General features: G+C 53.7%; 16 protein-coding genes and 2 pseudogenes. 11 read left to right on the forward strand and 7 right to left on the reverse strand.

The window, feature by feature from the left end:
* Positions 1-33: 33 nt before the first annotated feature.
* The 5 genes from EAH77_RS14125 to EAH77_RS14145 all read right to left on the reverse strand — a co-directional run bounded on the left by EAH77_RS14125 (position 34) and on the right by EAH77_RS14145 (position 10,049).
* Entirely contained in the window at positions 34-849 is an 816-nt protein-coding gene (locus EAH77_RS14125) for an alpha/beta fold hydrolase (RefSeq protein ID WP_140473448.1), read from the reverse strand.
* Between the two features lie 95 nt (positions 850-944).
* The gene (locus tag EAH77_RS14130; protein WP_140473590.1) at positions 945-2,384 is read right to left on the reverse strand and encodes an efflux transporter outer membrane subunit; all 1,440 of its coding nucleotides are present in this window, start codon (positions 2,382-2,384) and stop codon (positions 945-947) included.
* Positions 2,385-2,391: 7 nt separating this feature from the next.
* Positions 2,392-5,517: an efflux RND transporter permease subunit gene (locus EAH77_RS14135; protein ID WP_140473449.1), complete on the reverse strand. Its 3,126-nt coding sequence runs from the start codon at positions 5,515-5,517 to the stop codon at positions 2,392-2,394.
* Positions 5,518-8,766, reverse strand: a complete 3,249-nt coding sequence (locus EAH77_RS14140; RefSeq protein ID WP_140473450.1) for an efflux RND transporter permease subunit — start codon at positions 8,764-8,766, stop codon at positions 5,518-5,520.
* Positions 8,763-10,049, reverse strand: coding sequence for an MdtA/MuxA family multidrug efflux RND transporter periplasmic adaptor subunit (locus EAH77_RS14145; RefSeq protein WP_140473451.1), 1,287 nt, complete (start codon positions 10,047-10,049; stop codon positions 8,763-8,765). The genes EAH77_RS14140 and EAH77_RS14145 overlap by 4 nt, the downstream gene beginning before the upstream one ends.
* Before the next feature lie 331 nt (positions 10,050-10,380).
* On the opposite strand from EAH77_RS14145, the gene EAH77_RS14150 reads away from it, so the two are divergent.
* From EAH77_RS14150 to EAH77_RS14175, 6 genes are all read left to right on the forward strand, one after another.
* Complete coding sequence (locus EAH77_RS14150) at positions 10,381-10,968, forward strand: sugar O-acetyltransferase (protein WP_140473452.1); 588 nt, start codon at positions 10,381-10,383, stop codon at positions 10,966-10,968.
* A gap of 143 nt (positions 10,969-11,111) precedes the next feature.
* Positions 11,112-11,930 carry a gamma-glutamyl-gamma-aminobutyrate hydrolase family protein gene (locus tag EAH77_RS14155; RefSeq protein ID WP_140473453.1) on the forward strand — a complete coding sequence of 273 codons (819 nt, stop codon included), beginning with the start codon at positions 11,112-11,114 and terminating at the stop codon, positions 11,928-11,930.
* Complete coding sequence (locus EAH77_RS14160; RefSeq protein WP_140473454.1) at positions 11,927-12,475, forward strand: M15 family metallopeptidase; 549 nt, start codon at positions 11,927-11,929, stop codon at positions 12,473-12,475. Before EAH77_RS14155 ends, EAH77_RS14160 begins: the two co-directional genes overlap by 4 nt.
* Positions 12,476-12,598: 123 nt before the next feature.
* A complete protein-coding gene (locus tag EAH77_RS14165) occupies positions 12,599-13,366 on the forward strand; it encodes a basic amino acid ABC transporter substrate-binding protein (RefSeq protein WP_140473455.1) in 768 nt (255 codons plus the stop codon).
* Positions 13,367-13,412: 46 nt separating this feature from the next.
* Positions 13,413-14,177: an amino acid ABC transporter permease gene (locus EAH77_RS14170; RefSeq protein WP_140473456.1), complete on the forward strand. Its 765-nt coding sequence runs from the start codon at positions 13,413-13,415 to the stop codon at positions 14,175-14,177.
* Positions 14,164-14,886, forward strand: coding sequence for an amino acid ABC transporter ATP-binding protein (locus tag EAH77_RS14175; RefSeq protein WP_140473591.1), 723 nt, complete (start codon positions 14,164-14,166; stop codon positions 14,884-14,886). The genes EAH77_RS14170 and EAH77_RS14175 overlap by 14 nt, the downstream gene beginning before the upstream one ends.
* A gap of 58 nt (positions 14,887-14,944) precedes the next feature.
* Here EAH77_RS14175 and EAH77_RS14180 read toward each other — a convergent pair whose 3' ends face one another.
* Positions 14,945-15,361 carry a DUF2000 domain-containing protein gene (locus tag EAH77_RS14180; RefSeq protein ID WP_140473457.1) on the reverse strand — a complete coding sequence of 139 codons (417 nt, stop codon included), beginning with the start codon at positions 15,359-15,361 and terminating at the stop codon, positions 14,945-14,947.
* A 152-nt stretch (positions 15,362-15,513) separates the two neighbouring features.
* Here EAH77_RS14180 and EAH77_RS14185 point away from each other — a divergent pair.
* Positions 15,514-15,963, forward strand: a pseudogene (locus tag EAH77_RS14185) (Lrp/AsnC family transcriptional regulator); the annotation flags it as partial.
* 37 nt (positions 15,964-16,000) lie between these two features.
* On the opposite strand, the gene EAH77_RS14190 reads toward EAH77_RS14185, so the two are convergent.
* Positions 16,001-16,957, reverse strand: coding sequence for a cation diffusion facilitator family transporter (locus EAH77_RS14190; protein ID WP_140473459.1), 957 nt, complete (start codon positions 16,955-16,957; stop codon positions 16,001-16,003).
* Positions 16,958-17,412: 455 nt separating this feature from the next.
* Here EAH77_RS14190 and EAH77_RS14195 point away from each other — a divergent pair, with 455 nt between their 5' ends.
* From EAH77_RS14195 to EAH77_RS14210, 4 genes and pseudogenes are all read left to right on the forward strand, one after another.
* On the forward strand, positions 17,413-18,105 hold the full coding sequence (locus EAH77_RS14195; protein WP_140473460.1) for a VIT1/CCC1 transporter family protein: 693 nt from the start codon (positions 17,413-17,415) through the stop codon (positions 18,103-18,105).
* Positions 18,106-18,215: 110 nt separating this feature from the next.
* Entirely contained in the window at positions 18,216-18,746 is a 531-nt protein-coding gene (locus EAH77_RS14200; RefSeq protein WP_140473461.1) for a cytochrome b, read from the forward strand.
* A gap of 45 nt (positions 18,747-18,791) precedes the next feature.
* Positions 18,792-19,246 (forward strand): annotated as a pseudogene (locus EAH77_RS14205) (MFS transporter); the annotation flags it as partial.
* A gap of 315 nt (positions 19,247-19,561) precedes the next feature.
* A complete protein-coding gene (locus EAH77_RS14210; protein WP_140473462.1) occupies positions 19,562-20,590 on the forward strand; it encodes a S66 family peptidase in 1,029 nt (342 codons plus the stop codon).
* Positions 20,591-20,636 lie beyond the last annotated feature (46 nt).

Raw genomic sequence — 20,636 nt, forward strand, 5'->3', positions numbered from 1 at the left:
TTTTTGCCTCTTTATCATTCCTCATACGGCACTTCATTTTGTGCCGTATTGGCGATCCTCCCCTAACATTCCCAAAATCTGCGCCAGCACATCTTGCGGTTTTTCCAGTACCGCCAGATGCGTTTTGGCGTTTTCGAGGCGTTTCACATCGAAGAAATCATGCTGCGACGCGAATCGTTGTTGCAGGCTCAGGTAATCGTCATTTCTGTCGAGGGAATAAATGTGCCACATTTTCGGTGGATTCTTGAGTTGCGCGAGGCGCTGCAGCGGTGAACCGTAGTGAAGATAGGCGTCACGGATAACCTGACCGGCGAGCCGCCAGAGTTGGAAACTGGACTCGGCCATCTCGGTTTTCATATGGTGAATCATGGTCGGCGAGTGACTTCCTGCCAGCCAGAATTCGAACAGTTGATCCCGTGCGTGGAGCCATTGATCTTCACGTTGCATTTGATCAATGGAGGTGAAGAATTCAGGCGCAGGGTGATTCATGATCCAATCGAGAAACACCGCCGCAGGAGCGCGTTCTTGCAAACGCTCCAGCAGATCTACGGCGGCCCAACTCGCATGGGCGACCGACACCGGCACCACCCGCTTCAGGCCTAAATGGTTAATCAGCGCCAGTGCGTCTTCAACCAATGACGTACCGTCAAAATCGTTGCCATCCGTGGAGGATTTTCCATGCCCGCGCCAGTCAATACTGACCACCCGACAGTGTGGCGCAGCCAGCGTGGCAAAGTCAGTGAAGACAGATTTCGGCTGGCACCAGCCCGGCATTAAGAACAGCGTCGTATCACCTGAACCGCTGTCCTGATAATCAATCTGCGCATGAAATGTGGAGAGAATCGGCATTTGGCATCCTGTCACGAAATGAGTGAGTGACCACCCTAGCCGATTCCTTTGGAGTTTAACAAGAATATTCTTGTTAAATTAATTCCTGCTGCCGGTCATTCACCCACATCTCCATTCCATCCTCCGCCGAGTGCGGCGATAAGCTTCACGCTGGTGACCATCTGGGTGCTGAGCAACGACAACACGTTTTGTTGCTGGGAGAGGCTGGTGTTTTCGGTGCTGGCGACGTCGAGATAGTCGATCATTCCGGCCTGATACTGGTTGTAGGTCACCCGGGCTGACTCTTTGGCGGCGTCGGCGGCGCGTTGCTGGGCCAGCGTTTGCGCGTCAAGGGTATGCAGCTCAACCAGATAATCTTCCACTTCCTGCAAGGCACCCAACACACTCTGGCGATACGCCGCGACCTGCGCATCATAGGCGGCTTCGGCCTGGGTCACTTTGCTGCTCGTCGCGCCAAAGTCGAGGACCGTCTGGCTGAGTTGCGGCCCCAGCGACCAGACACGGTTCGGCAGGGAGAACAGATTATGGAAAGCGTCGCTGGTGAAGCCACCGCTGGCGCTGAGCGTCAGGTCCGGGTAATAGGCTGCGGTAGCCACACCGACGGCGGCGTTGGCCGACGCCATGGTGCGTTCAGCCGCCGCGATATCCGGGCGGCGTTGCAGCAGTTGCGACGGCAGGCCCGGCGGGATCGCCGGTAAGGTGAATTTGATTTCGCGGGCCGTCAGGGTGAACTGTGCAGGCGGTTTGCCCATCAGCACCGCAATGGCGTGCTCCATCTGTGCGCGCTGCCACTGCACCTGCAACGCCGAGGCGCGGGCGCTTTCCAGCTGGGTTTGTGCCTGCGCCAGCGTAGCGCGCGACGTATTGCCGCCGGTATATTGATTTTGAATAATGGTTTGATAACGCTCATAGGCCGCAATACTGCGGTTATACAGCGCGATTTGTTCATCCATCACCCGCAGCTGGAAATAGTCCTGCGCCAGTTCGGACTGCGCGCTGAGCGTGGCGTCCGCCAGATCGGCCTTGCTGGCCTGCGCGCTGGCTTTATCCTCTTCGACCGTGCGGCGCAGTTTGCCCCACAAATCCAGCTCCCAGCTGGCGCTGAGTTCGGTGGATTGTTTTTTAGTCACCGCCTGCGATGTCCCGCTGCGGGTACTGCCCACGGTGGCGTCAACGGACGGATAGAGCCCGGAGCGCGCCTCGGTCACCAGTGCCTGCGCCTGCCGGTATTGGGCGGCATATTGCGCGACGTTCTGGTTGGAAATCTGCACCTGACTCAACAACGACGACAGTTCCGGGTCCTGATACACCGTCCACCAGTCGCCCCTGGTGTGATTGTCCTGCGGCACCGCCGCCGTCCAGCCTTTGGCCTCTTTGAACTCCAGCGACAGCGGAGCCGATGGCCGCTGATAATCCGGGCCAACGGTACAGGCACTGACCAGCAACGCCAGCGCCAGAGGCGCAAGACGAAAAATAGCAGCATGCGAGTTACGGGAAGTCATCAGAATCGTTTCGCTTTTCAAAGAATCAGTCATGTGAGAATTAGTCATGTGAATCGGCCTGTGGTGAGGACGCATGAGGACGCAGGCGATGCCAGAAACGGCGTGTCGCCCGGCTCGAACGGTCCATATACAGATAGACCACCGGCGTAGTGAACAGAGTCAGTATCTGGCTAAGCGCCAGGCCGCCAGCAATGGCCAGCCCCAGCGGGCTGCGCAGATCGGCATCACCGCCGCTGCCGAGCGCCAGCGGTAAGGCACCGAAGAACGCGGCCAGCGTGGTCATCAGGATCGGGCGAAAGCGCATCAGGCAAGCCTGAGTGATCGCCTGCTGCGGCGAGAGCCCGAGGCGGCGTTCGGCATCAAGCGCGAAGTCGATCATCATGATCGCGTTCTTCTTCACAATGCCGATCAACAGCAAAATGCCGATCAACGCGATCACCGTCAACTGCGTATTGGTCAGCAACATCAGCAGCAATGCGCCCAGGCCCGCAGAAGGCAGCGTCGAGAGAATGGTCAGCGGGTGAATATAGCTTTCATACAACATACCCAGCACGATATACACCGCCGCCAGCGCGGCGAGGATCAACCACGGCATCATGCTGACCGAGGAGTCAAACGCCTGTGCGGTACCGGCAAATCCGGCCTGAATAGTGTCCGGCAGACCAATCTGCGCCATCGCCGTTTTGATCAGCCCTTGCGCATCGCCAAGCGCCACGCCGTCAGACAGATTAAAGGCCAGCGTGGTGGTCGCCGACTGCCCCTGATGCGCCACTGACAGCGGCGCGTTGGCTCCGCTGAACTGAGTAAAGGCGGAGAGAGGCACTTGATCGCCGGCATCAGTGATGACATACAGCTGATTGAGCACGTCAGGATCACTGGTGTAGTCGGCGGTCAGGTTCATCACCACGTGGTACTGGTTGAGCGTTTTGTAGATGGTGGCGATCTGCCGCTGGCTGAACGCGTTGTTGAGCAGCGTGTCGATCATCTTGATATTGACCCCAAGGCGCGACGCCTTGTCGCGGTCAATGGTCAGCATCACTTCCTGGCCGCCGGTCTGTGAATCCGTGTCTACGCCGGTCAGTTGCGGCAGTTTCTCCAGCGCGGCTTTCACTTTCGGCGCCCATTCGCGCAACAGCGACAGATCATCCGCCTGCAGACTGTACTGGTATTGCGCATTGGCGCTGCGTGCACCGACGCGTAAATCCTGTGCAGCCATCAAAAATAGCTGCGCCCCGGCCAGTTTGCTGGTTTTCGCCATCAGCCGGTTGGCCACTTCATTGGCGTTGGCGCTGCGCTGTTTATAATCTTTCAGCCGCACAAAGAACATCGCGGTATTACGCGAACCAAAACCACCGCTGCCCGCCGAACTCATCACCGCGTCAACGGCCGGGTCGTCCTGAATAATTTTGCTGTATTGCAGCACTTTTGGCTGAATCGACTGGAATGAGGTGTTCTGATCGGCGCGCATCATGCCCATCAGCATGCCGGTGTCCTGATTGGGGAAGAAGCCCTTTTCCACCACGGTATACAGATAAAAGTTGAGCATAATCGTCAGCAGCAAACCGAACAAAGTGATGAGCTGATGACGCATCACCCAGCCGAGCGCGGCGGCGTAGCTCGCCAGCAGGCGGTTAAGCGCCCGCTCAATAATGCGGTAAATGCGCGGCTGGCGCTTTTCCACCGCCGGTTTACGCCGCAGAAAACGGGCACAAAGCATCGGTGTCAGGCTCAGTGACACCAGCATCGAGATGATCAGCGACACGGTGAGCGTGACGGCGAATTCACGGAACAAGCGCCCGAGGATCCCGCCCATCAGCAGCAGCGGAATAAACACCGCAATCAGCGAGAGCGTCATCGACAATACGGTAAAGCTGACTTCCTGCGCCCCTTTGATGGCGGCGCGTACGGGTCCCAGCCCTTCCTCAATGTGACGGGTGATATTTTCCAGCACCACAATGGCATCATCGACCACAAAACCGGTGGCAATGATCAGCGCCATCAGCGACAGATTATCCAGGCTGTAGCCCAGCAGGTACATCACCGAACACGTGCCGATCAACGAGACCGGCAGCGCCAGCGCCGGGATGATCACCGCCTGCAAGTTGCGCAGGAAAACGAACACCACCGCAATCACCAGAAAAGTGGCCTCCATGAGAGTCACTTCCGTGGCGCGCAGTGAGCCGGAGATGGTGCCCGAGCGGTCGAGCGCGATGTGCAGTTCGACGTCACCCGGCAGGTTCTCTTCCATCTGAGGCAGTGCGGTTTTAATGGCCTGAATCGTCTCCAGCATATTGGCGCCGGCAGAACGGGTGACGCCAATCATCACCGAAGGCGTGCTGTTGTAATAGCCGACGTTGTACTTATCTTCCACCGAATCATACACATTGGCGATATCACTCAGACGAATAGCCGCGCCTTTGATGTACGTCACAATCAACGTTTTGTACTGCGCCGCCGTGCTTTGCTGCCCGTTCCCCTCAATCATCCAGGACTGGCTGGAGCCTTGCAAAACCCCCTTTGGCAGATTGGTGGTGCTGTTGGCAATCGCGGAGCGGATGGTGTCAAGAGAGATACCGTAATGGCTGATGGCTTCCGGGCGCAAATCGATACGCACACCGGGCAGCGCCGAGCCGACCAGCGACACCTGACCGACCCCGTTCACCTGGGCGATTTTCTGTTGCAGCTGGCTGGAGGCGATGTCGTACAGCTCTCCTTTGCTGCGGGTGGCCGAGGTCAGCGACAGCATGATGATCGGCGCATCGGACGGGTTGGCTTTACGGTAGGTCGGCAGCGACGGCATGCTGCTTGGCAACAAGGCGCGTGAAGCGTTGATCGCCGCCTGCACGTCACGTGCTGCACCGTTAATTTCACGATCGAGGTCGAACTGCAACACCACCGAGGTGGTGCCCTGAGAACTGCTTGAGGTCATTTCGCTGACACCCGCGATCTGCCCCAATGCCCGTTCAAGCGGCGTCGCCACCGTGGCGGCCATGGTTTCCGGGCTGGCACCGGGCAGGCTGGCGCTGACCATGATCACCGGCAGATCCACCTGCGGCAGCGGCGCAACCGGCAACAGGCGGTAACCGAGCAGGCCCAGTAGCACGATGGCGCCGGTCAGCAGCAGCGTCGCCACCGGGCGGAAGATGAAAAAGCGCGAGATATTCATCTATTCATTACCCGCCGGCGGTTGGCTGGCCTGGTTTTTTTCAGCCTGAAGCGCACGTTTTCTTTTCAAACGCGGGTTCCAGCGGGTCGCCAGACGGTCAAACATCAGGTAAATCACCGGCGTGGAGAACAGCGTCAGCAGCTGACTGAAGATCAGGCCGCCGACAATCACCAGCCCCAGTGGCTGGCGCAGTTCCGCACCGGATCCACTGGCCAGCATCAGCGGCAGCGCGCCGAGCAGCGCCGCCATGGTGGTCATCAGAATCGGCCTGAACCGCAGTAAACAGGCCTGATGGATCGCCTCACGCGGCGACATGCCGTGTTTGTTTTCGGCTTCGAGCGCAAAGTCGATCATCATGATGGCGTTTTTCTTCACGATGCCGATCAACAGGATCACGCCGATAAGCGCGATCAGGCTGAATTCGGTATTGGCGAACAGCAGTGACAGCAACGCCCCCACAGCTGCCGACGGCAGCGTCGAGAGGATCGTCACCGGATGAATAAAGCTTTCGTACAAGATACCGAGCACCACGTACATGGTGAGCAAGGCGGCGAGAATCAGCCACAGCGTATTGCCGGTGGCACTTTCAAACGACGACGCGGCCCCCTGATAGCGCAGGGTAATGCTGTCCGGCAGCGAGAGCCCGGCGGCCGTTTGCTTAATGGCCGCCTGTGCCTGTTCCAGTGAATAACCGTCTTTGAGGTTGAAGGAAACGGTCACCGCCGGAAACTGATTCAGCCGTGCCTGCAACAGTGCACCGGTTCGCATGTGGATTTTGGCAATAGAGGTCAGTTTGACCATGCCCGCCGTCGAACTGGTGGACGTCGTGGACGTGCCACTGGAAGAGGTGCTGGTGGTCGAACCCGACGCACTGGTGGAAGACGTGCTGTTCGCATCCGTCGCAGAGGAGGAGTCGGTGTTGCTGGTCGCCAGATAGATATCTTCAAACGAGGCCGGAGATTGCTGGAACTGCGGTGCCACTTCCAGCACCACGCGGTACTGGTTCGACTGGGTAAAAATGGTGGAAACCAGCCGCTGACCGAAGGCGTTATACAGCGCGGTATCGACGTCAGAAGCTGTAATACCAAAGCGCGCAGCAGCATCGCGGTCCAGCTCAACGTAAGCCACCTGCCCCTGATTTTGCAGATTACTGACCACGTCGCTGAATTCCGGCTGCTGACTGAGTTTATCAATCAGTTTTGGCGTCCAGGTGACCAGATTTTCGCTGTCGGCATCGTCGAGTGTGAACTGGTACTGGCTCGGCGTGACCTGGTCATCGACCGTCAAGTCCTGTGAAGCCTGCATATACAGTTCGATGCCCGGCACCGAGGCCGTTTCCTGCTTCAGGCGGGCAATAATGGCCGGGGCGCGTTCATCACGCTGGTCAAAGGATTTGAGGTTAATCTGTAACCGGCCACTGTTCAGGCTGGTGTTATTACCATCCACCCCGATGGTCGATGAGACGCTGTCCACCGCCGGATCCTGCAAAATGGCGGCGGTCAGCAACTGCTGGCGGCGGCCCATTTCGCCGAAGGAGACATCCTGCGATGCCTGCGTAATGCCCTGAATCATCCCGGTATCCTGCGACGGGAAGAAACCTTTCGGTACAATCACATACAGCAAGCCGGTGAACACTAATGTCGCGGCGGCCACCAGCAAAGTAAGACGTTGGTGGTTGAGTACCACGATCAGCATGCGGTCGTAACCGGCGATCAGCTTGTCAAACAGCTGCCCGCCCTTACGGTAAAAGCGGCTCTGTTTGTCTTCGGGAATATGGCGCAGCAAATAGGCGCACAGCATCGGCGTCAGGGTCAGCGACACCACCATCGACACCAGGATTGACACCGCCAGCGTGATGGCAAATTCGCGGAATAACCGCCCGACCACGTCCCCCATAAACAGTAGCGGGATCAGCACAGCGATCAGCGAGAAGGTCAGGGAGATGATGGTAAAACCGATCTGCGCAGAGCCTTTCAGCGCCGCCTGCATCGGCGTTTCACCCTCTTCCAGCCTGCGGGTAATGTTCTCCACCACCACGATGGCGTCATCGATAACAAAACCGGTGGCGACGGTCAGCGCCATCAGCGACAGGTTATTGAGGCTGAACCCACACAAGTACATCACGCCGAAGGTGCCGACCAGCGACAGCGGCACCGCAACGCTCGGAATGAGGGTCGCCGCGACATTGCGCAGGAACAAGAAGGTGACCATGACCACCAGCGCAATCGACAGCATCAGCTCAAACTGTACGTCGCTGATGGAAGCGCGGATGGTCTGAGTGCGGTCAGACAAAATGGTGACTTTCACCGAGTCCGGCAGGGCTTCCTGCAATTTCGGCAACTGCTGCTTGATGGCATCCACCACCGAAATCACGTTGGCACCCGGCTGGCGCTGCACACTGATGATGATCGCCGGTTGTTTGTTGGCCCAGGCCGACAGGTACTGGTTTTCCGGCGCTTCAGAGAGCGTGGCGATGTCACGCAGACGCAGCGCCGCCCCGTTCTGGTAGGTGACAATCAGGTTGCCGTATTCGGCGGCAGTGCGCAGTTGATCATTCGCATCGATAGTGATCGAATGGTGTTTGCCGTCAAAGCCACCTTTCGAGCCGTTGACATTACTGTTGCCAATCAGCGTGTTGATATCTTCCAGCGTCAGGCTGTGCGCCGCCAGCGCGCGCGGATTGACCTGCACACGAATGGCAGGTTGGTTGCCGCCCGCCAGCGTCACCATACCCACGCCGGAGATCTGAGACAGTTTCAGCGCCACGCGGGTGTTCACCAAATCCTGCACTTTAGTCAGCGGCAGCGATTCAGAGGTCACGGCCAGCGTCAGTACGGCGCTGTCGGCCGGGTTGACCTTTTTGTAGGTCGGCGGATTGGGCAGATCTTTAGGCAGCAGGTTGTCGGCGGCATTAATCGCGGCCTGCACTTCCTGCTCAGCGACGTCGAGCGACAAGTCCAGCGAGAATTTCAACGTGATGATTGACGAGCCGCTGGCGCTGGTGGAGTACATCTGGCTCAGGCCGGCCATTTGCCCGAGTTGACGCTCAAGCGGCGCGGTAATGCCTGAGGCCATCACGTCCGGGCTGGCACCCGGATAGAGCGTGGTGACCTGAATAGTCGGGTAATCCACCTGCGGCAGCGCCGAGGTGGAGAGCATGTTGTAGGCAAAAATGCCCGACAGCAGCACCGCCACCATCAGCAAAATAGTGGCGACCGGCCTTTGTATAAAGAGGCGTGAAGGATTCATTTCGACCCGCTGTCTTTACCGGTAGAGGTTTTCTTTGCACCACTGACGGGTTCTTTCGGCGCTGCGGCCTCAGCGGCGGCGCTGGCGGTGACCACTTGCACTTTGCTGCCGTTGTTCAGGCGGTCAATACCGGTGGTCACTACCTGTTCGCCCGGTTGAAGACCTGTCAGCACGGCCACTTTGTCATCGCCAAACGGCGGGCCGGATTTCACCTGACGGCGCTCGACGGTGTTATCGGCTTTCACCACGTAGACAAAATCACCCGCTGCGCTCAACTGCAAGGCGGCCGCTGGGATCACCGTGGCTTTCATCAACGTTCCTACCTGTAAGCGGGCATTCACAAACTGGTTCGGATAGAGCTTTTCATCATGGTTATCAAACAACGCCTTGAGTTTGATGCTGCCGGTACTGGTGTCGATTTCGTTACTGATAAACTGCAATTTTCCCTGACCCAGCACGTCGCTGCCATCCTGATCAAAGGCCGTAGTCGGCAACTGCTGACCGCCACGCAGGGCTTTGAGCAGGGTTTGCAGATTGCTTTGTGGCACGCTGAACGTGACGGCAATCGGCTGAGTTTGGGTGATGGTGACAATGCCGGTGGTGGCGCTGCTGCTGACCATATTGCCTGGATCAACCAGACGTAACCCCACGTGGCCGCTCACTGGCGCGGTGATTTTCGCGAATTCCAGATTAAGCTTCGCGGCGGCAATCTGCGCCTGATCGGCTTTCACCGCGCCCGCATATTGACCGGCCGTTGCCATCTGGCTTTCCAGATCCTGACGCGCCAGGGAGTCCTGCGCATAGAGTTTTTTGTAGCGGGCCAGCGTCAACTCAGCGCTTTTCGCCAGCGCCTGATTCTGCGCCAAATCGCCCTGATACTGCTCCAGCGTCGCCTGGTAACTGCGAGGATCAATCTGCGCCAGCAACTGGCCCTGCTCCACTTTCTGGCCTTCGGTGAAATAGACTTTCATCAGTTGCCCGTCAACCCGGCTGGTGACCGTCACGGTCGCATTGGCCACCACCGTGCCCAGCGCACGCAGGTACACTGGCACATCGGCCTGTTCGGCTTTCCCCGCCTGCACCGGCGTCACGGCACCGGCCATGGCAGCGCCATGCATACCGCCGCGCATTCCTCCACGCCCGGGCCCTGCCCGCTTCGCCTCAGTCGTGGATGAACTGTGGTGGAAGGCAACATACCAGACCAGAATTGCCGCGATGATCACAGCGATAACAAACCACAATCTTGTGCGGCGTTTAGAGTGAGAAGAGGCGTGTGGCAGCATAAGTTTCTTGGTTTCGCAGTAAAAATGAGGATAAAACAGCTGAATTAGGTCCTTCAACCAGACATAATCATTATCCAGAAAATAGCCGCTGGCTGTTTTTAGGACAACGTAAAGATTGCGATAGCAATTGAATTCACATGTTTCTAATAGCTGGATGAATTCTAACAGCTAATCCGCAAAGCGGGTTGAAGGATTGATTCATCAGATAAGGCAACGTTTTACCCTCATTAAGGAATGGTTTGGCTTGGCTGGGCACTCGTATTGAGGCTCACCATTTATCTCTGCGCCAGTGCATTATCTGGCTCGAGCTATAACCGACAAGGAGAAGTGCATGACCGAACTCACCAAAAGCGAGTTACAGAAGCTACTCAGCGGCGAAGCTTACAACACCCGCGACCCGGAACTGCTGGCGATGTACCATCACGCGCGCTCAGTGACCAAACAACTCAGCACGCTGGACTCACAGGATTTCGAACAGAAAAATCAGCTGCTGCGCTCGCTGTTTAATGCCTATGGCGAAGAGAGCTGGATTGAACAACCGTTCTGGTGCGATTACGGCAAACACGTCAGCATTGGCCGCAATACTTTTATTATCGTCAATGCCGTGTTTCTCGACTGCAATACCATCACCATCGGCGACAACGCGCTGATCGGCCCGAATGTCCAGTTCTATACGCCCGTTCACCCGCTGTCCGCCAAAGAGCGCCTGACCGGCGACCCTGACTACCCCTTCCTGACCAGCGCCCGTCCGATTGTGGTTGGCAACAATACGTGGATCGGCGGCAACGTTCTTATTTTGCCTGGCGTCACCATTGGCGATAACACCACTATCGCGGCGGGCAGTATTGTCACCCACGATATTCCGGCCAACGTTTTAGCGATGGGACAACCTTGTAAAGTGGTGCGTGAACTGCCGTAAAGAACTTATTACAGAGGTAAACTCCGAATAAGCAAAACATTGATAATTTGTATTGTTTCCGCCCCCGACCTGTTGATATGTTGAGATAAAGTGTTGTTCTTATCGTTTCTCTTTGGGCTAACTACGGGGTACGGCAGATCACTATGAGTACGAATTTTCAGTCCAGACCGGTTATCGGCGTCACACTCGATAGTGAAGAAGCGGGTGGATATGCCGATTTTCCGTGGTATGCGTTACGCCAAAATTACATGGCCAGTCTGGCGGCGCTCGGTGCGGTGCCGCTGGCGCTGCCCCATCATGGCGAACTGGCAGATGAGTATCTCTCAATCTGTGACGCCATTGTGGTCACCGGCGGCGCGTTCGACGTGCCTCCCGCTCTGTTCAATGAACAGCAATCCAGTGAGCAAGTGCGGCTGAAACCCGCACGCACCGAGTTCGAGGTCGCCATTGTGCAGGGGGCAATGCGCCGTAATATGCCGCTGCTCGGCATTTGTGGTGGTCAGCAACTGCTGGCCGTTCTGACTGGCGGCACGCTGCATCAACATATTCCCGACGCCCTGCCGGATGCGCTCGAACACAGCACCACGGTCGATACTGAAAATGCCGGGGGCAAAAAACGGGCGCGTCATGACGTCGAGATTGTCGAAGGCACCCTGCTGAGCCGCTGCGTGGATTCACTGCGTTACGAGGTTAACAGCTCTCATCATCAGGCCGTTAAAACGCTGGGCGCGGGCTGTCGCATCAATGCCGTCGCGCCGGATGGCGTGATTGAAGGCATCGAATGTGAAGGTTATGATTTTTGTCTTGGCGTGCAATGGCACCCGGAATATCTGCAACATCAGCAGGACAAGCACCTGTTGGCGGCATTTGTCCGCGCAGCCGCACACTACCAGAAAACCATGCGTAGCAGCGGCCAGGCTATGGCGCAGGCGATGCATCGCTTAGGCAATAACGACGCATGAACGTTGCGCCTGCACAAACCGTGTTGCGCCAGAAAACAGACCAGATTTTGCGTGAGTTGGGGATTGATCCGGCAGTCATTGCCGCCCGCTCCCTGCCGTTTTTCGAGGATATCGACGCCTCACAGCTGGTGGTAGCCGAGACTGATGAAACCGGCAAAGCTCACCGCCTGACCGCTCCCGCCACCGCCGCCTGGCAAAAGATGAAACAGGCAGCACAGCAGGACGGTGTGGAACTGCTGCTGGTGTCTGCATGGCGTAGCCTTGAGTACCAGAAAGGGCTTATTCGACTGAAACAGTTGGCGGGTATCGCGCCCGAGGCTATTTTCACCTCACTGGCCCCACCCGGTTGCAGTGAACATCACACCGGACGGGCGGTTGATATCAATACGCCCGGCTGCGATGAAGTCACCGGAATATTTGGTGATACTGCGGCGTTTCGCTGGCTGAGCCGCAACGCTCCCCGCTTTGGCTTTACCCTCTCCTTTGCACCCGATAACCCGTGGGGCTTTATTTATGAGCCATGGCACTGGTGTTGGAACCCCTGAAATAAAATCATTCCGTCTGACCTAATACCGCAACTTCTGCTGTTTTCAGTTGAAGCACTTCGTCAAGTTGTGTATTTTTATGCAAATTAATTGCATAAAACAACAAACAAAACAGGAGTGACTATGTTTAAGTCCTTTATTCTCGCCGGGTGTCTGTTCTCTTCCTTAGCATCATCAGCCTTCGCGGCACAGACAACCTACGTTGTCGGCTCCGGCGGCACTTACCGTCCGTTCGAATATGAAAATAGCCAGAAACAGCTGGAAGGCTTTGATATTGATATTATTAAAGCCATTGCCAAAGCGGAAAACTTTGACATAAAACTGGTCAACACGCCGTGGGAAGGCATCTTCGCGACGCTTAATTCCGGCGACCGCGACATCATCATTTCGGGTATTACCATTACCGACAAGCGTCAGCAAATGGTTGATTTCTCTGCCCCCTACTTCCCGGCGGAGCAATCTATCGTGGTACCGGCCGGTTCGAAAGTCGATTCCGTCGCGGCGTTGAAAGGCCAGAAAGTCGGTGTGGTGAACTCCAGTACCGGCGACATCGTGGTTTCCGATACGCTCGGCAAAAATAGCACGGATATCAAACGCTTTGATAACACACCGCTGATGTTGCAGGAGCTGGCAGAAGATGGCATCGGCGCGGCGGTAGGCGATGTTGGCGTGGTGAAGTACTACATCAAATCCCATCCCGAGAAAGCATTGAAACTGGTACCCGACAGCAAATTCCAACGTCAATATTTCGGCATCGCCGTGGCCAAAGGCAATCAGGAACTGCTGGGTAAAATCAATGCGGGCCTGAAAACTATCGTCGCTGATGGCACTTACGCAAAAATCTACGCAACCTGGTTCGATAACAACGTTCCGACTCTCCCGGCAAAATAATGACGTTTAATCAGGGGATCCCGACGATCCCCACACAAGGACAGGTATGACAGGATTTCGTTGGGAGATCATCTCCGAGTACGCCCCGCTGTTTGTTCAGGGCGCGCTGATGACCATCAAGTGCACCATTATTTGTGTGATTTTAGGCACCACCTGGGGCTTATTGCTGGGTTTGGGTCGGATGGCACGCGCCGATGACGGCCCGTGGAAATGGGTACTGCACTTTGCGGTGCAGTGGCCGGTGCGGGTTTACGTCAGTGCATTCCGCGGTACGCCGCTATTTGTACAGATAATGGTGGTGCATTTTGCTTTGGTACCCCTGTTTATCAACCCGCGAGACGGCATTTTGGTCAGTCACGGCTTGATGTCTTCAGAGTTTGCCCGCACCCTGCGTTCCGACTACGGCGCATTCCTCTCTTGCGTAGTGGCAATCACCCTCAACGCCGGGGCTTATGTCTCAGAGATTTTCCGCGCCGGGATTCAGTCAATTGACAACGGTCAGATGGAAGCATCACGGGCACTGGGCATGGGTTGGGGCAAAACCATGCGCAAGGTGATTTTGCCGCAGGCATTTCGCCGCATTCTGCCGCCGCTGGGCAATAACGCCATCGCTATTGTCAAAGACTCCTCGCTGGCCTCCGCCATCGGCCTTGCCGATCTGGCCTATGCGGCGCGCACGGTTTCCGGTGCCTATGCAACCTACTGGGAACCCTACCTGACCATCTCGCTGGTCTACTGGGTACTGACGTTCCTGCTTTCGCTGCTGGTTCAACACATGGAAAAGAGGTTTGGCAAAAGTGATTCACGTTAAGGACTTACAGAAACAGTTTGGCGAAACCCACGTGCTACGCGGTATTTCGTGCGACGTCGCCCAGAAAGAAGTGGTGTGTATCATCGGGCCGTCGGGTTCGGGTAAAAGCACCTTTCTGCGCTGTTTAAATGCGCTGGAGAAGCCGAACGGTGGCGAAGTGGTGGTCAACGGTTTTGCGGTACATGACCCGAAAACCAACCTGAATACCCTGCGTTCCAGCGTAGGGATGGTGTTCCAGCGCTTTAATCTTTTCCCGCACATGACCGTGCTGGAAAACCTGACCATGGCGCCGATGGCACTGAAAGGGTTATCTAAAGCTGAAGCCATTTCCCGTGCGGAAAAGCTGCTGCAAAAAGTCGGTCTGATCGACAAAATTGATGCCTGGCCCTCAAGCCTGTCCGGTGGCCAGCAGCAGCGTGTGGCCATTGCCCGCGCGCTGGCGATGGAACCGTCGATTATTCTGTTTGATGAGCCGACATCCGCGCTGGACCCCGAACTGGTGGGCGAAGTGCTGGCCGTGATGAAACAGCTGGCGCTGGAAGGCATGACGATGGTTATCGTCACCCACGAGATGGGTTTCGCGCGTGAAGTGGCCGATCGCGTGGTGTTTATCGATCAAGGCGTGATTCAGGAGCAGGGCACGCCGGAGCAGTTATTCACCGCGCCAACCAACCCGCGAACCCAGGCATTTTTGAGTAAAGTGCTTTAATCACTTCGGGGCGCATTGCGCGCCCCGTCATCTCTTTACGTCACTTTCCCGCACGCCTTCAGCGCAATAACTTCAATGCCCCGGTCAGGGATTTCACCCATTTTTCCGGGCCACACAGCGCTAAACCATCCAACGTTTCTGTGGCCAAATCCCGCTGCGGGAAGGCCTGTTCATACTCTTCAAAACTGTGCATTGCGCGAGCAAACGCCGGAAACGGCACCACGGCTTTTTCGGCTTCAGACGTCAGCGCTTTGAGCAGAAGCTCACGCATTTGCTCGGCACTGGCTTGCAGAATGGGCACCGGCAGTTTGGAACTGACATCCAGCGTTCTGCCCTGTGTATCAGATAACTGACTGGCGGCGAGTTGCGGAAACTTAGCGGCCAGACCGATGCCCAGCGCACTGGCGGTATTGGCGATCAGACCAAGGGAAAGTTCAGGGTTAACGATAATCGCAAGGCGAAGTGAAGTGCTCAACAGACGGTCCTTTCAGGGGCGGATAAGTGCCTGAGATCATAGCCGCAGGCGGCAGGTAAGTGCTTTCTTTTTACACACATTTGCGGCTGTTTTTTGGTAATCTATTTCTAAATTACGCCATTATTAGGAAAATTATGTCTCATTAAGAATTCACACCGGCAGATCTTCGCATTCTGCGTCAGCTTCAGCACACCGGACGGATAACCAATCAGGATCTGGCTGATAACGTTGGCATGGCCACCTCACCTTGCTGGCGCCGGGTGAAACAGCTGGAAGAGAGTGGCGTGATCACCGGGTATCAGGCCAGAATTGACCGCAAAAAAATTGGCCTGGGGATCCTGGCGTTTATCCGGGTGAAAATAGACAGCCACAATGAGGAGGAAGCCCAGCGCTTCGAGCAGCAGGTCGGTGAATTAAAACCGGTGATCGCCTGCTACGCCGTCGCCGGGGATGCCGACTTTATGTTGCAGGTGGTCGCAGAAGATCTCGACAGCTTCTCCACGTTTGCTATGGAAGTGGTCCGCCGCCTGCCGGGCATTAAAGAGATGCAAACCACCTTCGTACTGCGCGAAATCAAGCCGCTGGACGTGCTGCCGCTGTGAGCAAATCAACCTCACGCCCGGCAAGGCTCTGGCGTTTTCACCTTCCAGGTGTCCAATTCCCTGGAGATAAATGCACGGGCAATACTTTTGAGTTATAAGGATCAACGTGGGTCATTACATTCAATATTTGCGGGTTTTTCAATACTGAATTACGGGCGGAAACCGCGATATCATGCCCCTCTTTAACGGTCAGATTGCCGTCAATTTCCAAATGAACGTCAGTGAGGATAAAGTCTCCCACTTTTCTTGTTTTTAATTCATGGATATTAATAACGCCCTGGGTTGCCAATAACGTTTTCTTTATTTCATCTTCAATCTCAACATCAACGGCCCGGTCCATCAAATCTTGCAATGCATCATATAAAAATGAATACCCCATTTTGGCAATAATGAGACCAACAATTAATGCGGCGATAGGGTCTAGAAATTTAAATCCTAACAGATTACCCATAATACCTAATGCAACAATAAGGGATGAAGCGGCATCAGAACGCGCATGCCAGGCATTAGCAACCAGCATGCTTGATTTTACTCGCTTTGCCACACTGAGCATGTATCTGAACAGCGCTTCTTTAATCAAAAGAGCAGATAAGGCTACCCACAGAGCCACAATATGTACTTGAGGAATATCCGCAGGAGAGTTGATTTTATTAATGGCAGACCACAACATCGCAATGCCTACAACTATCAATATTAATCCAATGATCAATGATGCCCCATTCTCATATCTATAATGGCCATAATGATGGTCTGGATCTGCATTTTTCTTACTCTTATTATTCGCTACAAGTACAACGAAATCCGCAACGAGATCAGATAGCGAATGTATACCGTCGGCAATAAGCCCCTGGGACCCGGAAAAAAAACCAGTAAAAATTTGGCCTAATGTAAGAAAACAGTTCGCAATAACGCTCACCCATGTGCTTTTTCTTGCCGCATTAAAACGCTCTTGATATTTATTACCGTCGTCATTACTTACTTTATTTTTCCGCACAAAGCCTCCATAAATAAATCAGTGTAGATGAGTATAGTTATCATTATATTTATCACTATAATCACTCATTCAATCAGCACCCACCAGAATGAGAGCATGACCGTACAAAAAAAATAAACACGTTATGTTGCCACTCTAGCAGAGCGGTTAACATCAGCTAAGGAATTTTTATTTAGTTTATCAAAACCACACATATAACTCTGGTGCAAACCAATTACCCACCTTATTATCACGAGTGTAACGCCATCATCAGAGTGATAAACAGATAGTGTTACGCCTGTATTTGATTCAGAATGAATATATCTTTGTTGTTCCAATTACTAACTCATTAATGGGTCTCAGCCAGAGATAATGTATACCGGTCAAACAGGCATCAAAGAGAAGAAAAAAACGTCATAAAGATCTTTATAATAGCGTTATTAACTTTGTAAATTACAAGATAACCAGAGGCTTGCATGACACACAGAGAGCGTCACAGCATTGAGAAAATAGGTTGGCTTCGAGCGGCTGTTCTGGGTGCCAATGATGGGATTGTCTCTACCGCCAGTTTGTTGTTGGGTGTGGCATCAGCCAATGTGACTCACCAGAACATCCTGCTAACAGGCGTTGCCGGTTTGGTAGCAGGTGCGATGTCGATGGCAACCGGCGAATATGTCTCGGTTTCTTCTCAGTCAGATACGGAAAAAGCGGCGTTAGCCGAGGAGTTAGCGGAGTTAAATACGGATTTCCAGGCGGAGCATCATGAGCTCACATCTATCTATGTCAGCCGGGGGCTTGACGTGACGCTAGCCAGACAAGTGGCTAAGCAACTGATGCTCCATGATGCCTTGGGCGCGCATGCGCGCGATGAACTGGGTATCTCTGAGATCACCACTGCGCGCCCGTTTCAGGCGGCATGGACTTCCGCGTTGAGTTTTTCCGCTGGAGCGATATTACCGCTGCTGGTAGCCATCATAGTGCCATCGCATTGGCTTCTCCCTGCTATTGCCCTGTCTGCATTATTGTCCCTTTCCATTCTTGGAGGGATTGCCGCTAAGGCTGGAGGGGCCCCATTGCTCCCAGGTATTGTTCGCGTGACATTCTGGAGTGCATTGGCGATGACGATGTCGTCCGGGGTTGGCGCACTGTTCGGTTTGGCTATAGGTTGACTGAAACTTGCTGATTCATTATTTCCAACAGAATGTGCTGTTCCTTTAACCTTAATGTTGGCTTAATCATATTCGCATATAATAAATTTTCAGAACCCAGAGGCTATGATATGTCTAGAAAATTTGCACCCAGCCAGATTTTATTTCATTGGACCATTTTTATTTTAATTGTTTTGACTTATGCCGCGATGGAGTTAAAAGGATTTGTTCCTAAAGGCAGCAATGCACGCGACTGGATGAAGGTAGCGCATTATACTATGGGCGTCAGCGTCATGATCCTGATGATAATACGAATCGTTTTGAAGGTAACACATAAAGATCCCGATATTGTTCCTAACCCACCGCGCTGGCAGACCATAATTTCTAAATCAGTACATGGCATTTTGTATCTAATGTTTATTAGCCTGCCGTTACTTGGTGTTTTATCACTGTATTATGGCAACATTGAATGGTCATTCTTTTCCTATCCGATGCCAGTTGCAGGCGAAGAAAACATTTTGATGCAGCATGATTTGAAAGAAATACATGAACTCATTGCCAATACGGGTTATTTCATTGTCGGCTTACACGCTGCCGCAGCATTATTCCATCACTACATCATGCGTGATAATACGTTGACAAGAATGACCCCGGGGAAATGACACATAAATTATTTTAACCAATACCACCACTGTTCTAAAGAATGCCGACGCCTGCCACTGTTCATTGGCATGGTATTGTTCGTTATAGGCTCTGTGGGCTGCGCATTATCGACTGATATTGTGCACATCGTTTTCTGGCGTGTCTTTCAGGCTTTGGGAGCATGCACGGGCCCCATGCTGGCACGAGCCATGATACGCGATCTGTTTAGCCGTACTCGTGCAGCGCAGATGCTTTCTACACTGATGATCAGCGCCCATTGCCGGGCCACTGGTCGGCGGACAAATGATTAAAATGACCTCCTGGCATGCCATTTTCTGGCTGCTGGCGATTATCGGCACTGATGGGATCGCTGCAATACGGGAGCGGAATTATTTCTTCACTTTTGCTGGCCCTGCTCAGCGATGGTACGCCCTGGACAATGGGTTGGATAATTGCGGTATTTACGGTGGCCAGCGCTGTGATGGCGCTGACCACCAGAGCCACAAAAACGGGCCGTTAGTCGAAGAAGGTACCGAGCTTGTTTATCGCCTGGTCAACATAGCGAGGAACCCGGTGGCGATGTGACGGTGACTCATTTGCCGGAGGCAGGGATCAACGGGAATACGCGCAATAGCATTTTCTTGGCTTCTAATTTTTATTAGTGTATGAACATACAGGAGATGTTTGCTTACGGTTATTTTTGCGGAATATGATTCTCTGTCTAAGAATTTTTTGGCTAAGCTTCATACCTATCCAAGAAAATACTCTGTGAGTTCGGGCTTTAGAATAACATCTGTGCAGTTCTCCCGAATGCGTATAACGGCAAGGATTCCATATGAGCCACTTTAGATCCCCCCTTTTAGCAAACCCTCTTGTGGTAGGAGATACTATCGGTTTTTTCTCCCCATCAGCTCCGATAACAACCACCGCCCCAAATCGCTTTAGCCGTGGGAAACGATTCCTGGAGGATAAAGGATTTCTACTCAAAGCAGGTCATTTGACCGGCAAGTCTGATTTCTATCGGTCAGGCACTATTGCTGAGAGAGCCAATGAATTCAATGAACTTATCCGTGATCCGAAAGTCCGCTGTGTGATGTCTACGATAGGGGGAACTAACAGCAATTCTTTGTTACCTTTCCTGGACTACGAAGCTCTGATGGCCGATCCCAAAGTGATCATTGGATATTCAGATACGACAGCGTTACTTGCGGGTATTTATGCCAAAACGGGATTGATCACGTTTTATGGTCCAGCGTTGGTTGCTTCCTTTGGGGAATTCCCTCCCCTTGTTGACTTAACCTATGGATATTTTATTGACATACTGACCAGGCGGCAAAAGGGTGTCTACGAATACAAACTTCCCAACACATGGACTGACGAGCGTCTGAACTGGGATGACATACAACCGGTTCGCCCTAAAACGCTTTACAATAATAACTGTCGTTTTATAGGCCAGGGGGTGATAAAAGGTCGTGTTATTGGAGGTAATCTTAATACCTTATCAGGAATTTGGGGAAGTGAATGGATGCCGGAAATATTACCAGGTGATATTCTGTTCATTGAAGATAGTTTGAAAGACATCGCGACTGTCGAACGTTCATTCGCAATGCTGAAACTGAATGGTATTTTCGAAAAAGTAGGTGCAATTCTCCTTGGTAAACATGAATTATTTGATTCTGCAGGAAGCGGGCGAACGCCCTATGAAGTATTGACTGAAGTTTTGGGTGAACAAAAAATTCCCATAGTCGATGGCTTCGATTGCTGCCATACCCATCCGATGCTGACTTTGCCCCTTGGCGCAACATTAGCAATAGATTTTGACATACATAATATATCTATTGTCGGACCATATCTGTCGGAATGAAACAACCATCGATGGCTCAAAACATCAATTTGTTAAAATATTTTTT

Origin of the sequence: Ewingella americana, assembly GCF_006438725.1 — a bacterium.
GTDB lineage: Bacteria > Pseudomonadota > Gammaproteobacteria > Enterobacterales > Enterobacteriaceae > Ewingella > Ewingella americana_A.

What these genes read in the sequence shown, in the direction of transcription:
- EAH77_RS14170 (WP_140473456.1), top strand. Translation starts at nt 13,413, where the DNA reads ATGACAGGATTTCGTTGGGAGATCATCTCCGAGTACGCCCCGCTGTTT.
- EAH77_RS14150 (WP_140473452.1), top strand. Translation starts at nt 10,381, where the DNA reads ATGACCGAACTCACCAAAAGCGAGTTACAGAAGCTACTCAGCGGCGAA.
- EAH77_RS14160 (WP_140473454.1), top strand. Translation starts at nt 11,927, where the DNA reads ATGAACGTTGCGCCTGCACAAACCGTGTTGCGCCAGAAAACAGACCAG.
- EAH77_RS14210 (WP_140473462.1), top strand. Translation starts at nt 19,562, where the DNA reads ATGAGCCACTTTAGATCCCCCCTTTTAGCAAACCCTCTTGTGGTAGGA.
- EAH77_RS14130 (WP_140473590.1), bottom strand. Translation starts at nt 2,384, where the DNA reads ATGACTGATTCTTTGAAAAGCGAAACGATTCTGATGACTTCCCGTAAC.
- EAH77_RS14165 (WP_140473455.1), top strand. Translation starts at nt 12,599, where the DNA reads ATGTTTAAGTCCTTTATTCTCGCCGGGTGTCTGTTCTCTTCCTTAGCA.
- EAH77_RS14135 (WP_140473449.1), bottom strand. Translation starts at nt 5,517, where the DNA reads ATGAATATCTCGCGCTTTTTCATCTTCCGCCCGGTGGCGACGCTGCTG.
- EAH77_RS14145 (WP_140473451.1), bottom strand. Translation starts at nt 10,049, where the DNA reads ATGCTGCCACACGCCTCTTCTCACTCTAAACGCCGCACAAGATTGTGG.
- EAH77_RS14155 (WP_140473453.1), top strand. Translation starts at nt 11,112, where the DNA reads ATGAGTACGAATTTTCAGTCCAGACCGGTTATCGGCGTCACACTCGAT.
- EAH77_RS14195 (WP_140473460.1), top strand. Translation starts at nt 17,413, where the DNA reads ATGACACACAGAGAGCGTCACAGCATTGAGAAAATAGGTTGGCTTCGA.
- EAH77_RS14125 (WP_140473448.1), bottom strand. Translation starts at nt 849, where the DNA reads ATGCCGATTCTCTCCACATTTCATGCGCAGATTGATTATCAGGACAGC.
- EAH77_RS14140 (WP_140473450.1), bottom strand. Translation starts at nt 8,766, where the DNA reads ATGAATCCTTCACGCCTCTTTATACAAAGGCCGGTCGCCACTATTTTG.
- EAH77_RS14200 (WP_140473461.1), top strand. Translation starts at nt 18,216, where the DNA reads ATGTCTAGAAAATTTGCACCCAGCCAGATTTTATTTCATTGGACCATT.